Source organism: Lewinellaceae bacterium, assembly GCA_020636135.1.
GTDB lineage: Bacteria > Bacteroidota > Bacteroidia > Chitinophagales > Saprospiraceae > JAGQXC01.
In genome coordinates, this window is the sequence record JACJYK010000001.1 from 2,956,698 (window position 1) to 2,970,886 (window position 14,189).

Sequence of the window (14,189 nt, forward strand, 5' to 3'; positions counted from 1 at the left end):
AAAGTATTCATGAATTCCGTTCCACAAGTACACAACGCTGGTCCACATTACGCAATGACCCGCAGAGCTTACCGGATCAACGCCGGCAGACCCGCAGATCATCCGACAAACTCAACTATTTTATTATCTTTCCGCCCGCTCTGAACCAATGAAACCCGAGCAGGCCTTTCCGGGTTTATACCGATTGTTATTGTATCATGTAAAGTGTTGTCACATGCTTAATTTAATTTTGTTTGGACCTCCGGGTTCCGGAAAAGGCACGCAGGCGATCAAAATCGCTGAAGCTTACGACTTAATCCATATTTCTACCGGTGACCTGTTTCGTTATGAAATGGGTAATAATACCCCGCTTGGTCTGAAAGCAAAAGAATACATCTCACAGGGTGCACTTGTACCCGATGAAATCACCATCGGAATGCTTGCCAATAAACTGGATCACCACCTGGATTCCAATGGGTTCATCCTGGACGGATTTCCCCGCACGATCCCGCAGGCAGAAGCGCTGGATGAATTATTCGCTTCCCGGGGCTGGACGATTGACCTGCTGCTGGCACTCGAAGTGTCAGAAGATGAAATTGTCACCCGGATCCTGAAGCGTGGTGAAACCTCCGGCCGTTCCGACGACCAGGACGAGTCCATCATACGCAACCGGATCCGTGAATACGAAGCCAAAACTGCACCTTTGTTCGCGTTCTATCAGGAAAAAGGAAAAGCTTCAACCCTCAATGGCATCGGCTCCATCGAAGAAATCTTCGGTGGGCTTTGCGATCTGATCGAACAACATCAGTCTTAAACCGTTCTTCTGGTATTATCATCGTATGGCCGACCAGAATTTTGTTGATTATGTAAAAATTTGCTGCCGCTCCGGTAAGGGCGGAGCAGGTTCACCTCATTTGCACCGGGCTAAGTTCAACCCTAAAGGAGGGCCTGACGGTGGCGATGGTGGCCGGGGTGGGCATATACTGGTACGGGGCAACAATCAACTCTGGACTTTACTTCATCTGAAATACCGCAAACATGTCATTGCCGGTCATGGTCAGCCCGGAGCAGGCCAGGAAATGACCGGTGCGGATGGCGACGATGTGATCCTCGACGTACCGTTGGGCACGGTGGCCAAGGATGCCGAAACCGGTGAGATCCATTTTGAGATCACCGAAGAAGGAGAAACCAAAATCCTGGTTCCCGGAGGCCGCGGCGGACTCGGAAATGTTCACTTTAAATCTGCAACCAATCAGACTCCGCGTTACGCCCAACCGGGAGAGCCAGGCAGGGAAGAATGGAAGATCCTGGAGCTAAAGTTGTTGGCTGATGTCGGCCTGGTAGGATTTCCCAATGCAGGAAAATCAACGCTCCTCTCCAGCATCAGTGCAGCCAAACCCAAGATAGCAGACTATGCATTCACCACCCTGACTCCAAATCTGGGGGTAGTTCCCTACCGTGACAACCGTTCTTTTGTAGTAGCGGATATCCCTGGAATCATCGAAGATGCACACCTGGGCAAAGGACTGGGTCTGCGCTTCCTAAGGCACATCGAACGCAATGCCGTCCTGCTCTTCATGATCTCCTGCGAAGAAAACGAACCTACCAAGACCTATCATACCCTGACCCATGAACTCCATGAATTTAATCCGGAACTCATGGATAAACCACGGATCATTGCGATCACCAAATCAGATCTTATTGATAAGGAATGGGAAGACCTGCTCCGGCCACAATTACCAAAAGATGTTCCGGTAGTATTCATTTCGGCGGTATCAGGTTACGGCCTCGACCGGTTGAAAGACCTGTTGTGGAAAATGCTCAATGAGTGGTGATTAAAATTTCAAATTGTCAGGGCAGGATCTTAAATGCATCCTGATCCCGGAGAAATGCATATTGCCTGCGGAATTCCTGCAGTTTTTCCCGGTCCAATTCGGCATATAGCAGGTCTTCATCGTCTTTTTTTGTGGCTATTTCTTCACCCTGGTAATCAATGATCGCACTTTCGCCGGAATAATAATTACCCGATTCATCCCAGCCTACCCGGTTCACGCCCAGAACAAAACACTGATTCTCAATGGCCCGGGCTTTCAGCAGAGAAGTCCATGCCTGGCTGCGCACCTGTGGCCAGTTTGCTACATACAGCAATAGATCATAGCCGGACGTATTGCGACTCCAGACCGGAAAACGCAAGTCATAGCAAACCAAAGGCACACAGGTCCATTCCCGGAAGGTAACACTCAATCGTTTCTTACCTGCAGTATAGGTCTGATCCTCTCCGGCATAGGAAAAAAGATGTTTCTTATCGTAATGGACAATCTGGCCGTCCGGAAGCTGCCAGATCAATCGATTGTAATAACGTGACCCTTCCCGGATGATAATGCTTCCCACAATCGCTGCATCCATCTGTCTGGCCTTTTCCTTCATCCAGAGGATGCTCGGCCCATCCATCGTTTCCGACTGGCTCATGGCATGCATGGTAAATCCGGTCGTAAACATTTCCGGTAGAACGATCAGATCCGTATCGCCCGGAACGCGCTGCATCAGTTGATCCAGATGATCCCGGTTAGCCTGGGCATCCTCCCAATGGATGTTGCTTTGGATAAGAGTTACCTTCATTTAGGTGTCCGATAAATTATTGAAAGCTCCAAAATAAGCTAATAACTGTTTTTAATGGACAATTATGATGTGAAACCCGGCAGATGGAGATTTGAAATTAATACGGAAGGTGGTACGGCAAATCATGGCTGGCAGGAATCCGGAACGATTCAGGTACCATAAAAAAAAGAGACGTATTTGGAGGTACGTCTCTTTTTATGAATCGGTAACGAAACAGTTTCGTTACTCTCCGCCTTCAAAGATTAATCTTGCTTGGATGTAGCTGAACGCAGAGCACGTGGAATGGTCACGGTAGCTACCGGAATGGAGGGAGCGTTCAGGATCTCCACACCTTCTACTTTTTCAATGTCACGCACCCGGACTGTCTGTCCCAGATCCAAACCAGACACATCAACAGTCACTTCGGAAATCAGGTTTTCCGGCATTACTTTCACTGAAATATTACGCATTTTGGTAACCAACTTTCCACCCAGTTTCACACCTGGTGAGGCACCTTTGGTTGCCAGTGGCACATTGATTTTCACTTTATGCCCGGGCGTTAATTTCAAAAAGTCGATGTGGATCACCTCGTCGGTTAGACGATCGAGCTGCACATCCTTAAGAATGCATTTATGGATGGTTCCGTCAACGTTGACTTCTGCCACCTTAAATTGAGAGGTATAGACCAGTTTCTTTACATCGTGTGGGTCTACAGTAAACGTTATATTGGTATCGGCACCATACAAAACACATGGGATCAGGCCTTCATTGCGTACTTGTTTGGCCCATTTGGTTCCCAGTTCCTGACGTGAACTTCCGTTTATGGTTATAATTTCCATCGTTAATATTTTAACACCTTGTCAAACAGGACTGCAAAGATAATACAAATTCTTATAAGTAAAAGGAATTTCAAAAATTGCCGGACTACCCAGCCAGCGTGTTTAAAGTTGACCCATGGAGACAGTCTTTGATGGGCATCACCCGTCCACAAACAAAGCAGAGATGGAGCGGTGTTCGTGGGTGTTTCGTATGGCCCGGGCGAATAATTTAGCGGTGGTCAGCACTTTGATTTTCTCATGCTTTTGCTTTAACGGAATGGTATCCGTCACGATCAGTTCCGAAATTTTGGAATTGGTAATATTTTCAAATGCCTTGCCGGACAATACCGGGTGGGTACAAATGGCACGTACACTTTTAGCACCCTTCTCGATCAGTGCATCGGCTGCCTTGCAAAGCGTTCCTGCCGTATCTACGATATCATCGACCAGGATGACGTCTGCGCCATCCACTTCACCGATGACCGTGATGCGATCCACCTCATTGGCTTTCTTACGGTACTTGTCACAGATCACCAGGTCCCGCTTGAAATATTTGGAGTAGGTCCGCGCCCGCTTCACTCCGCCCACATCCGGAGAAGCGAATATGATGTTGTCCAGTTTTTGGGATTCCAGATACGGTATGTAGATGGCTTCACTCTTAAGGTGGTCAACCGGGATGTCAAAAAAGCCCTGGATCTGGTCGGCATGAAAATCCATGGTCATCATCCGGTTAGCACCGGCTGCTTCGATCAGATTCGCAATCAGTTTGGCTGAAATCGGGACCCTGGGTTTATCCTTGCGATCCTGCCGGGCATATCCAAAATAGGGAATTACCACACAGATGTATCCGGCAGATGCCCGTTTGGCCGTATCGATCATCATCAATAATTCGAGAAGGTTTTCCGGCGGAGCAAAGGTAGACTGGATAAAAAATACATACGCACCGCGCACCGATTCATTGATCTCCGTTTGGATTTCACCATCGCTGAACCGGTGAACCGTCAGGCTTCCCAGAGAATATCCGTAATAGTCAGCTATTTTTTCAGAAAGGGATCGGCTGTTGGTGCCGCCGAAGATCTTTACATCAACCATATTAACTGCTTTGGGATGCATGCCCCGGGCATGACCTGTTTTTGCTCTTAAGCCGCAAATATATCAATTTGTGAATTGACCTGCTAAGGCCAGTGCTCCTTTATACCGGGCGATACGTTAATTTCCAATGCTGCGCCAGCAATGCGTTAATTCAAGGAACCAAAAACGATTCCCTACTGCCTTCATCGTCATGTCCCTGTCTGCCAGAATTTCATCAACCATCATTCATTGGATGCTCAAACAATGGTAAAACATCCCACACTCAAAGAGAGTCATCGAGCCTCACGGAAAACCATCGAGAATTTGCCTTGTTTCGTCGAACAATTTGCCATACCAGGGTCCTTGCAGTTATTTTTAATAAATACCACGAAATAGGCATTGCATGACTTCGATGACTCTAGCGGAATGGTGGAATGGATTGTCTCCGATCGAGCACATTTTTTGGGGTGTCGCTGTCATTGCAACCACATTATTCCTCATCCAATTTGTTCTTAGCCTGGTCGGATTGGGCACCGACGGGGCGCTTGACATGGAACATGACAGCCTGGAAAATGACCTGGCGCTGGAACATGAATTCAGTTTGTTCTCCATCCGCAGTATCCTGGCCTTTTTTACCTTCTTTGGGTGGATCGGCATATTGGTCTTCGACAATGCCCAGAATGCTACGCTGGCCCTACTGGTAGCACTGATTGCCGGCATAGCGGCCATGTCTACCGTGGCTTACATCATGTATCTGCTGCATAAGCTGGAAGAAGAAGGTACACTCCATATGGAATCTGCCATTGGCAGCAGTGGAGAAGTTTATTTCTCCATTCCGGAAGAAAAACATGGTCCCGGAAAAATACACGTAAATATTAACGGCTCCCTGCGTGAAATTGAAGCCTGGACAGAAGGCCACCGCCTGCCCACCGGCACCAAAATACGCATTGTGAGCCTCCTGAATAAACAATCCGTTCTGGTTACGCCAGACGAATCACTTTGACCCTTTGTTCACGAACTAAACCATTCCTACCATGGTCGAATTAATAACCTCTTTTGTTGGAATACTATTCCTGCTCAGTATTCTCATCTTTGTTATAGCCCGTTATAAACGTTGTCCTTCCGATAAGATCCTGGTGATCTATGGTAAGACCGGGCAGGGCTCCGCAAAATGCCTCGCCGGTGGTGCCGCATTCGTCTGGCCCATCATCCAGGGCTATGAATACCTGGACCTGAGTCCCATATCGATAGATGTAGACCTGAAAGGCGCGTTGAGTAAGCAAAATATCCGTGTCAATGTACCCTCACGGTTCACCGTAGCCATATCCAACGAAGAAGGAACCATGTTGAATGCCGCGGAACGTTTGCTTGGGAAAACCACGGAATCCATCCGGGATATCGCGAAGGATATCATCTTCGGACAGCTCCGTCTGGTGGTAGCCACGATGGATATTGAAGAAATCAACTCGGATCGGGATAAATTTTTGTCCAACGTATCGCAAAACGTGGGCGCCGAATTACGCAAGATCGGCTTGACCCTGATCAACGTAAACGTTACCGACATTCAGGATGAATCCGGTTACATTGAAGCTTTGGGTAAAGAAGCGGCCGCCAAAGCCATCAACGACGCCAAACAAAGCGTGGCCCAGAAAAACCGCGACGGTTCCATCGGAGAAGCCATTGCCTTCAAAGACGAACGTATCCAGGTTTCTTCCGCTGAAGCTGACGCCAAAATTGGTGAAGCAAGCGCCTCTGCTAAATCGATCGATGGAGAAAACGATGCAAAAATAAAAATTGCCCAATCCAATGCCGAAAGGCGTCAGAAAGAAGCCGAGTCCCTGCGACTTGCCACTGCTTCGGAGAAGATCCAGGCCGCAAAAGCACTGGAAGAAGCTTACGTAGCGGAAAAAGAAGCGGAGATAGCGCGTGCCGAACGCGAAATGGCAACCAAAAAAGCCGACGAGATCGTCCAGGCCGAGATCGCAAAACAAAAACTTGTGATTGAGGCACAAGCCAAGGCCGAACAGACCATTGCGGTCGCGAAAGGTGATGCTGATGCTATTTTCCTGCGTCAGGAAGCCCAGGCTAAAGGCCTCTATGAAGTTTTGACCAAACAAGCTGAAGGTTTCCAGCGAATCGTGGAAGCCGCCGGAGGGAACAACCGCGATGCCGTATTGATGATGATCGCTGACAAACTTCCAGAGTTGGTACGCACGCAGGTTGATGCAATCAAGAACATGAAGATCGACAAGGTCACGGTTTGGGAAAATGGCAATGGAGGTGACAACACCTCAACGTCCAAGTTCGTGTCGAGCCTGTATAAATCCATTCCTCCGCTGAATGACCTCTTTAACATGGCTGGCATGGACCTGCCTGCCTATCTTGGCAAGGTACAGAGTCAGGAGAATGGAAAAAAGGACGACAAAGATCCGGCCGTCCTCAATGAAGCCTCCGAGGCACCAAAGGACAAACCGGCCAAGAAGTAACCGGTAAATTAGTCCGGTACATTCCTGAAAGTTGATTGGAAATACACCAATCCGCGATCAACACCGGTATGGACTTAAATCGTACCTTCGCCAGCTTATCCGTACTGTATTACGATGAATTGGCGCTCTGTTCTGGTGTTAGTGTTTTTAAGCCTTACCTGGGGTAGTTCATTTATCCTGATCAAGAAGAGCCTGACCGGCTTCAACCCTTATCAGATGGTTGCTATCCGGTTAAGTCTGACCGGTCTGTTGTTTTTACCCTGGACCATCTATCGCTGGCGCAAGATCCAATGGGAACGCTGGCCCGCCCTGCTGGTGGTAGGGTTTGTAGGCAGCCTGATCCCTTTCACGCTCTACGGATGGGGCGAGACGCGGGTATCGTCTTCTGTTGCGGGCATCATCAATGCATTGACACCCATCTTTACCATGATCATCGGCATTCTGCTGTTCAGTCTCCGGTTCAGCAGCCGGCAATTGGGAGGAATCCTCCTGGGATTGGCAGGAGCCTTTGGGCTGATCCTGATGCAAAACCAGTCCGGTTCCGGAAATTCTTTCGGTTACAGCATGCTCATGGTCATCGCCACCATGTGCTACGGCACAAGTGCCAACACCGTTAAGGCAAAGCTTGGCGAAATGCATGCGGTTGACATCACTGCAGTGACGTTCCTGTTGACGGCCATACCCAGTATTTTGTTTCTATTGTTACCAGTCAATTCCAACCATCTGCTCCACAGTGAAGCGGCCCGGGAGGCACTGGTTTATGTCCTGATCCTGGTACTGGCAGGGACTGCGATGGCTACCGTATTGTATTATTATCTCGTCCAGATCACCACTCCGATTTTTGCTTCCATGGTCAGCTACTTTATGCCGATCGTTGCAGTTTTGTGGGGCGCCCTGGATGGAGAGATCATCCGCGGGCAACATTTTCTGGCCATAGGATGCATTCTCGCCGGGGTTTACCTGGTTCAGCGTCGTCCCAAAAAAGCATTGCCTGGTTAGCCCCATAATTTAAAAGGAACAAATATGCAGGCCCGGTAACACAATCTGTGGGTGAATTGAATCGTTATCGTTTAATAGGGTACACCATTTACACGAATAAGGCTTTCTCATTTTTAGTTTGTACGAATCATCAGCGGACCAGGATGTTTATTGATTGTTGAACCCAAAAACAAACACATGAGGACCGCAGTAAATCGTTTTGATCCCATCTATGATGTCCAGTTTATGCCGGACAGGCCTGTTAAGTTACCTTCCAAATCGTACATTCCTGCCCTGCAGCAGTCTCCGCTCTATCAGAAGCTGCTTCGACCATTCCCCTATTCCACAAAAAATCTGATCCTGCGACTGAGCCAGTTTGCCGAGATCAATCATTCTTTTGCGGATCCTCACGTCCGCCGGTTGGTTATGATCATGCTGGAGCAGAACTGGACCCCGCAAGGATTCGCACTCTCGCAGGATGCTGCGGAGATCGATGCCATTTACAATGCGATCCAGACAACTCTGCTGATCCGTTTGGGGCTTCCGGATCATGACCTGCTACGGGTAGGCATTAATTCAATCGTAAATACCCAACCCATGCGGTGCCACGGGACAGAATTGAATGGCGGATCTGTTTCACAGCAGCAAAAAGTGACCTGCATTCACAGCATCACCAAATCGTTGATTGCCCTCTCCGTCTACCAGGATCGCTATCCCGGTAAGTGGACATTCCGCATGCAGGAAAAGCTGGAAGAAGGGCTGGATTACCTGCTTTTCAATAATCTTTTTCTGGACCATCGTCTGGATCTCAACCTGCAGCACCTGGTATTTCCATTCTATCCGCAAACCAGCTGGCTGGAAATGTTACGGCTGATGCGGGACCAGCACCGGCTGAAGCATCCGGGTTGCCGTAAAGCATTGCAGTGGCTGCAAAGCAATCAGCAGGAGGACCATTTTTGGTATACCACCCCCGGACAGCCATTACCGGGCTGGGTCAGCTTCGATGACAATTACGAACCTTCCCTGTGGATCACCCACCTGGCCGATGATATTTTGCTTCAGGCGGCCTGAGTCTTCACATCCCAGGTTAAAGCTTAATGATTTTAGTCCAGCTTCGTAAATGGAGTATGCGATGCAATAGGCATTCTGATTTTGATTGACCATTTGTGGAAACTCCATATTTTGAAGGATAAGTATGTGCATGATATTATCATATTTTAGGAGACTTTGTCCTTAAGCAATGCACTTAAATTGCACTAAGTGCACGCTTCCATTATTCATTTAATTTAATTCCTAAACCATTTCTTCTGGCAAACCAGATTGTATAGCCAGCGGGTGGTTTTATTTTACCATTAGATTATTTGAAGTATGCTAAGTAAACAAGAAATAGAGCATTTTATTCATAAAGGTTTTATTCAACTTGATGATTCATTTTCCAAGGAAATGGCAGATGCTGCATTAGAAATCCTTTGGAATGACCTGCCCTGTGAGAGGTCGGACCCGTCGACCTGGATTGAGCCTGTAATTCGTTTGGGAATGTACACCGATGAACCTTTTATTTATTCTGTGAATACTCCAAAGCTGCATGATGCATTTAATCAATTGATTGGTAAGGACAAATGGATACCTTGCCTTAACGTTGGAACATTTCCTGTCAGATTTCCATCCGGTAAACTACCTGACGATACCGGCAGACATGTGGATGCAAGTTTTCCGGGAAATGACCCGAATAATTTTTTTGAATGGCGGGTTAATATCAAATCAAAAGGTCGGGCATTGTTGATGTTGATTTTATATTCCGATGTCAGCGAAAATGATGCCCCAACCGTCATTTATGAAGGTTCTCATATCGATGTTGCACGGCTATTATCCAGCGAAGGTGATGAAGGTCTTTCTTTTGTGGAGCTGGCAGGGAAATTAGAGGAGTTACCAAATAGAAATGAAGTTTTTGCGACTGGTAATGCTGGAACTGTTTACCTGTGTCATCCCTTTCTGGTTCACGCAGCCCAACAACACAGGGGTAGTACTCCTAAATTTATGGCACAACCACCATTATTGTTACGAGGTGAATTGTCGGTTACAGATTCAGATGTTGCACATTCTCCTGTCGAAAGAGCTATTCGTATGGGAATACTTGAGTGATAATGATGATCTTAATTAAAGTCATAAAGTAAGTTGTGTTTTAACTGCCTCTTTTTTTGTGGAACGTCTGTGGCCAATCCCTGTTATCTTGTGTGCCTGGTCATAATCTAACCAGGTTGTAACATAGCACGGACATCATCCGTATCTAAAGCATGAAGGTTTCGAAGCTAACGATAGGATTAGGCATTTTGGCCATAAGCCATATTGTGTTGCGTCTGGCGATCCCCCATCCGGGATTTATGCGCGATGAATTATTGTACCTCGTACAAGGACGGCACCTTTCCTTTGGCTATGCGTCGGTACCACCATTGACGGCATGGATTGCGAAGATTTTTTCGGTCCTCTTTGGTACAACCATCTGGGCAGCCAAAGTTTATCCGGCACTGCTGAGTGGGGTGATGGTTTTCCTGGTTGCCGGGATCTCCAGGGAGATTGGTGGAGATCGAAAGGGGATGCTTTTAAGCGTAACGGGCTATTCTGTCGGTGCACTTTATTTCCGGTCGTTTTATTTATTCCAACCGGTATGTACAGATATTTTCCTCTGGACCTTGAACTGGTATCTGATCCTGAGGATCATAAATGGACATCCGAGGGCATGGTATGCATTGGGGCTGTGCATTGGGCTGGGATTATTGAATAAATATCTGCTTGGGTTACAAGTTCTGGGACTGCTGATCTTCCTGCCATTCACCCCTTACCGCAACTGGTTCAGACTGCGATCTTTCTGGTACGCCTCCGGTATTGTGGTTATCCTCTTTCTTCCCAATATCATCTGGCAAACAGAACATCACTGGCCATTGATTCGCCATCTGCAGACCCTGCACGATAAACAACTGGTCCATGTAGAGGCATCAGGTTTCCTGTCGGACCAGCTTCTGATGCCCTTTGCCGGCATCTTGCTGACCATTCCGGGCCTGATCGCTTTGTGTTTCTCACCCGGCCTCAAACCCTACCGGTTCCTGAGTTGGGTAATCCTATCGGTATTTTTATTCCTGTTTATGGTAAACGGGAAAAGCTATTATACGGCTGGCCTGTTCATTCCATTGATTGCTGCCGGCGCCTGGTGGTGGTCTTCCCTTTTAAAGAAAGAATGGATGGCATGGGTTATGATTTCGGTTATGGTGATCCTCACGTTGCCGGTTTTGCCCATTGTTCTTCCGGTTTTCAGTGTAGAGCGCCTGGCAGCTTATTATGACCGGCTCGAATCCAAATATGGGGTCAATGTCGGCCGGCGATTTGAAGACGGAACCAATCATGCACTTCCCCAGGATTTTTCCGATATGCTGGGCTGGGATGACATAGCCCGGGCTGCGGAGAAAGCTTATTCGATGGCCGACCCAAAGAGCACTATTATTTATGCTGAGAATTATGGCCAGGCTGGCGCGGTTGCTATCCTGGGTCAAGGATTACCGGAACCTGTGAGTTTTCATGAAAGCTATTTGTACTGGGCACCAAGGAAACTCTCTCCTGACGTCAATACCCTGATCTACATCAATGATGAATTGGGTGAAGATGTGGCATCTTTTTTTGGTCAGGTGGATTCGATCGGCCAGGTCACGAATCCTTTAGCCCGTGAATTCGGAACCAGGGTTTATTTGTGTACGAAGCCCACTGCATCAGTCCAGGACTTGTGGCAAAGTGCTCTCGATCGGGTTGGAGATAATCCTTTTTAAGGATTATAAAAAATGAAAAGCCCTCCAACAGGATCGGAGGGCTTGAACACACTATGAGAACACCCTAATATTCTAACGAAGGTAAGTAAAAAATATCTAAAAGAAAATACTTGTCAAGAACGTTTTTTCCTTCTAAAATTTGTTAATCAACCTGGATTTCGAAACCATTCTGCGTAAGCAACATAATTCGCCGCTGTTCTGGTAATATAAAATTTGGCGGTTTCCGGATCCAGTTCCTTTACTTTTTTAGCCGGAACACCGGCATAAATGAACCCGGATTCCAGGATGGTCTTTTCCAACACGACGGCACCGGCAGCGATCAGACAATTGGACTGTGCCACCACATTATCCATCACGATAGCTCCCATACCTACCAGCACATTGTCTTCCAATGTACAGCCATGGACCAATGCCAGATGGCCAATGCTTACATGGTTACCAATATATGTGCCAGTTTTTTCATACGTACAATGGATCACCGCGCCATCCTGGATGTTGACCTGATTACCAATGCGGATCTCATTTACATCACCGCGGATAACTGCGTTGTACCAGACCGAACACTGATCGCCCAGAATGACATCGCCCAGAACAGTAGCCGTTTCCGCGAGGAAACAATCTTCACCCCATTTCGGTGTAAAACCCCTTATGGTCCTGATCAGCGCCATCGTTACATTTTTTGACTTTGTGGTAAGGGTTTCAACAGTGGTTTCACCGTATAGCCAGCCTGCATCAGTAAGCGCAGCACACCGTGAGGCCCCCCCAGATGACCCGCGCCAACGGCAAAGAAGGTGGGCTTATCCGTCATCATCTTTCTCATTTCGGGTATCCAGTTGCGATTGCGGTTCTCCACGAGCATACGCTCGTATCCGCCTACACCCTGGCCTTCGTCGTTGATCATGGTGTGCATTGATTCGATGTCCTGTTTCAGATACATATCCATCATCTGGTTAAACTGATCACTGCCTTCGTCATTCATCTGAATACTTTCAACCAGCATCTTAGCCTGTTCGGCGTACGGAATGCTGTCAAACAAACTGAGTTGGTAGTCCACGGTTTCCAATCCGCCGATTTCCAGGTTCTTTTCTTTCGCCCGGTCAAAGAGCTCAAATTCGTAACTCTTGATAGACCCATCATCCATACTGCCAGCTTCTACGTCGGGAGAGGCGAACGCAGTGAGGAACATGGGCTTGATGCGCTCCAGCATCATAATGGGTAAACCCTTTTCATTAAAATAGTCCTCCACGACTTTATAATCTTCAGCGGAAAGCAAGTCACTCAACTTCACGCCACCATTCATCATGGCTTTGGTGACCAGAGACATCATCACACTCATATCCGACATATCTTCCATGTTGATCTCGAACGTCATCCGCTGACTCTTATCAATCGCCTGCAGAGCTTGTTCGGGTAAAAAGAACTTGTCCTTGTCGATGATGTGAATGGTACCAAAAAGGTAGGAGGGAGTCGCCAGCGAATTTCCGGAAATTTCCCACAACAAAGAGTTTGCAAGAGGTGTCGTATCCTGAGCTGAAATAGCGGGTGTGCCTGTTGCCGCAATTACCCTCCCGGAGGAACACTGCAAAATGGTTGCAATCCCGGTCAGGAATAATATGGTTGAAAAGAGGTTTCTGATCATCGATGCAGGTTTACCGTAATGAACCCGAATCCGGGCCAAAAGATTTTATGCGGGCCTTAAAAATTTCATAGAAGATAATTCCGGATGCTACCGAAGCATTCAGCGAATCAAAGGATCTGGCCTGTGGAATGATAAATTGCCGGTCAGACCGTTTTGCCAGTGCATTTTGTATCCCCTCCCCTTCTGATCCAATGATCACCATCATCGGCTCCGTCAGATCCAGCTCTTCCAGCGACATTTCAGCCTGGAGATCGCTGGCGTATACCTGACAGCCACTGGCCTGCACATACAGCAGTGTGTTGACCAGGCTTGAAACACGGCAAACCGGTAGTTTCAATAAAGCACCGGCGCTGGCTTTGACGGCAATCTCATTGATCGGGGCATTGTTTTTCATACCTACGATCAGAGCATCCACCCCCAACACCCAGGCTGATCGGGCAATGGCTCCCAGATTTCGGGCATCCTGAATGCCATCCAGCATGACCAGTAAAGGGACTTTTCCTGTCTCAAATAAATCAGGCAACACCTGCTCCAGTATCTGGTATTGGACCGGGGCAATCAGAGCAGCGATCCCCTGGTGAGCGCCGGAGACCATTTTGCGCATTTTATCTTTCGGCACGACAGACAGCGGGATACCCCTGCTTTTACAGGTGTGCCTTAAAAATTTTTCTACTTCTCCGGTTATGCCTTGCTGCAGGAAGACTTTTTCAATCTCGATGCCGCTTTGCAAAGCCTCCTCGACGGGGTTGCGGCCAATGATCCATTGTGACGATGCTGCCATCGTGGAAAAATACAACCCTAATCA

General features: G+C 47.8%; 14 protein-coding genes. 8 read left to right on the forward strand and 6 right to left on the reverse strand.

The window, feature by feature from the left end; genetic code table 11:
- Positions 1-214: 214 nt before the first annotated feature.
- The gene (locus H6570_11290) at positions 215-793 is read left to right on the forward strand and encodes an adenylate kinase (protein MCB9319860.1); all 579 of its coding nucleotides are present in this window, start codon (positions 215-217) and stop codon (positions 791-793) included.
- A 25-nt stretch (positions 794-818) separates the two neighbouring features.
- Entirely contained in the window at positions 819-1,814 is a 996-nt protein-coding gene (gene obgE, locus H6570_11295; GenBank protein ID MCB9319861.1) for a GTPase ObgE, read from the forward strand.
- 16 nt (positions 1,815-1,830) lie between these two features.
- Here the strand turns inward: obgE and H6570_11300 are convergent, their stop codons facing one another.
- From H6570_11300 to H6570_11310, 3 genes are all read right to left on the reverse strand, one after another.
- Positions 1,831-2,598, reverse strand: coding sequence for an amidohydrolase (locus tag H6570_11300; protein ID MCB9319862.1), 768 nt, complete (start codon positions 2,596-2,598; stop codon positions 1,831-1,833).
- Positions 2,599-2,840: 242 nt separating this feature from the next.
- The gene (locus H6570_11305; GenBank protein ID MCB9319863.1) at positions 2,841-3,416 is read right to left on the reverse strand and encodes a 50S ribosomal protein L25; all 576 of its coding nucleotides are present in this window, start codon (positions 3,414-3,416) and stop codon (positions 2,841-2,843) included.
- A 138-nt stretch (positions 3,417-3,554) separates the two neighbouring features.
- A complete protein-coding gene (locus H6570_11310) occupies positions 3,555-4,487 on the reverse strand; it encodes a ribose-phosphate pyrophosphokinase (GenBank protein ID MCB9319864.1) in 933 nt (310 codons plus the stop codon).
- 382 nt (positions 4,488-4,869) lie between these two features.
- Here H6570_11310 and H6570_11315 point away from each other — a divergent pair, with 382 nt between their 5' ends.
- From H6570_11315 to H6570_11340, 6 genes are all read left to right on the forward strand, one after another.
- The gene (locus H6570_11315; GenBank protein MCB9319865.1) at positions 4,870-5,469 is read left to right on the forward strand and encodes a hypothetical protein; all 600 of its coding nucleotides are present in this window, start codon (positions 4,870-4,872) and stop codon (positions 5,467-5,469) included.
- A 31-nt stretch (positions 5,470-5,500) separates the two neighbouring features.
- The gene (locus H6570_11320) at positions 5,501-6,952 is read left to right on the forward strand and encodes a flotillin family protein (GenBank protein MCB9319866.1); all 1,452 of its coding nucleotides are present in this window, start codon (positions 5,501-5,503) and stop codon (positions 6,950-6,952) included.
- A gap of 114 nt (positions 6,953-7,066) precedes the next feature.
- On the forward strand, positions 7,067-7,951 hold the full coding sequence (locus H6570_11325; GenBank protein MCB9319867.1) for a DMT family transporter: 885 nt from the start codon (positions 7,067-7,069) through the stop codon (positions 7,949-7,951).
- Between the two features lie 177 nt (positions 7,952-8,128).
- Positions 8,129-9,001, forward strand: coding sequence for a hypothetical protein (locus H6570_11330; GenBank protein MCB9319868.1), 873 nt, complete (start codon positions 8,129-8,131; stop codon positions 8,999-9,001).
- 297 nt (positions 9,002-9,298) lie between these two features.
- On the forward strand, positions 9,299-10,072 hold the full coding sequence (locus tag H6570_11335) for a phytanoyl-CoA dioxygenase (GenBank protein ID MCB9319869.1): 774 nt from the start codon (positions 9,299-9,301) through the stop codon (positions 10,070-10,072).
- 152 nt (positions 10,073-10,224) lie between these two features.
- On the forward strand, positions 10,225-11,745 hold the full coding sequence (locus tag H6570_11340; GenBank protein ID MCB9319870.1) for a glycosyltransferase family 39 protein: 1,521 nt from the start codon (positions 10,225-10,227) through the stop codon (positions 11,743-11,745).
- A gap of 146 nt (positions 11,746-11,891) precedes the next feature.
- Here the strand turns inward: H6570_11340 and H6570_11345 are convergent, their stop codons facing one another.
- Genes H6570_11345 through rlmB form a run of 3 tightly spaced genes read right to left on the reverse strand, consistent with a single transcriptional unit; the run spans position 11,892 to position 14,165 of the window.
- On the reverse strand, positions 11,892-12,413 hold the full coding sequence (locus H6570_11345; protein ID MCB9319871.1) for a gamma carbonic anhydrase family protein: 522 nt from the start codon (positions 12,411-12,413) through the stop codon (positions 11,892-11,894).
- 2 nt (positions 12,414-12,415) lie between these two features.
- Entirely contained in the window at positions 12,416-13,384 is a 969-nt protein-coding gene (locus H6570_11350; protein MCB9319872.1) for a TraB/GumN family protein, read from the reverse strand.
- 10 nt (positions 13,385-13,394) lie between these two features.
- On the reverse strand, positions 13,395-14,165 hold the full coding sequence (gene rlmB / locus H6570_11355; protein ID MCB9319873.1) for a 23S rRNA (guanosine(2251)-2'-O)-methyltransferase RlmB: 771 nt from the start codon (positions 14,163-14,165) through the stop codon (positions 13,395-13,397).
- Positions 14,166-14,189: the final 24 nt, after the last annotated feature.

Bases quoted from the DNA above. Each gene is read 5' to 3' on its own strand.
- H6570_11290 (MCB9319860.1), top strand. From the start codon at position 215: ATGCTTAATTTAATTTTGTTTGGACCTCCGGGTTCCGGAAAAGGCACG.
- obgE (MCB9319861.1), top strand. From the start codon at position 819: ATGGCCGACCAGAATTTTGTTGATTATGTAAAAATTTGCTGCCGCTCC.
- H6570_11300 (MCB9319862.1), bottom strand. From the start codon at position 2,598: ATGAAGGTAACTCTTATCCAAAGCAACATCCATTGGGAGGATGCCCAG.
- H6570_11305 (MCB9319863.1), bottom strand. From the start codon at position 3,416: ATGGAAATTATAACCATAAACGGAAGTTCACGTCAGGAACTGGGAACC.
- H6570_11310 (MCB9319864.1), bottom strand. From the start codon at position 4,487: ATGGTTGATGTAAAGATCTTCGGCGGCACCAACAGCCGATCCCTTTCT.
- H6570_11315 (MCB9319865.1), top strand. From the start codon at position 4,870: ATGACTTCGATGACTCTAGCGGAATGGTGGAATGGATTGTCTCCGATC.
- H6570_11320 (MCB9319866.1), top strand. From the start codon at position 5,501: ATGGTCGAATTAATAACCTCTTTTGTTGGAATACTATTCCTGCTCAGT.
- H6570_11325 (MCB9319867.1), top strand. From the start codon at position 7,067: ATGAATTGGCGCTCTGTTCTGGTGTTAGTGTTTTTAAGCCTTACCTGG.
- H6570_11330 (MCB9319868.1), top strand. From the start codon at position 8,129: ATGAGGACCGCAGTAAATCGTTTTGATCCCATCTATGATGTCCAGTTT.
- H6570_11335 (MCB9319869.1), top strand. From the start codon at position 9,299: ATGCTAAGTAAACAAGAAATAGAGCATTTTATTCATAAAGGTTTTATT.
- H6570_11340 (MCB9319870.1), top strand. From the start codon at position 10,225: ATGAAGGTTTCGAAGCTAACGATAGGATTAGGCATTTTGGCCATAAGC.
- H6570_11345 (MCB9319871.1), bottom strand. From the start codon at position 12,413: ATGGCGCTGATCAGGACCATAAGGGGTTTTACACCGAAATGGGGTGAA.
- H6570_11350 (MCB9319872.1), bottom strand. From the start codon at position 13,384: ATGATCAGAAACCTCTTTTCAACCATATTATTCCTGACCGGGATTGCA.
- rlmB (MCB9319873.1), bottom strand. From the start codon at position 14,165: ATGGCAGCATCGTCACAATGGATCATTGGCCGCAACCCCGTCGAGGAG.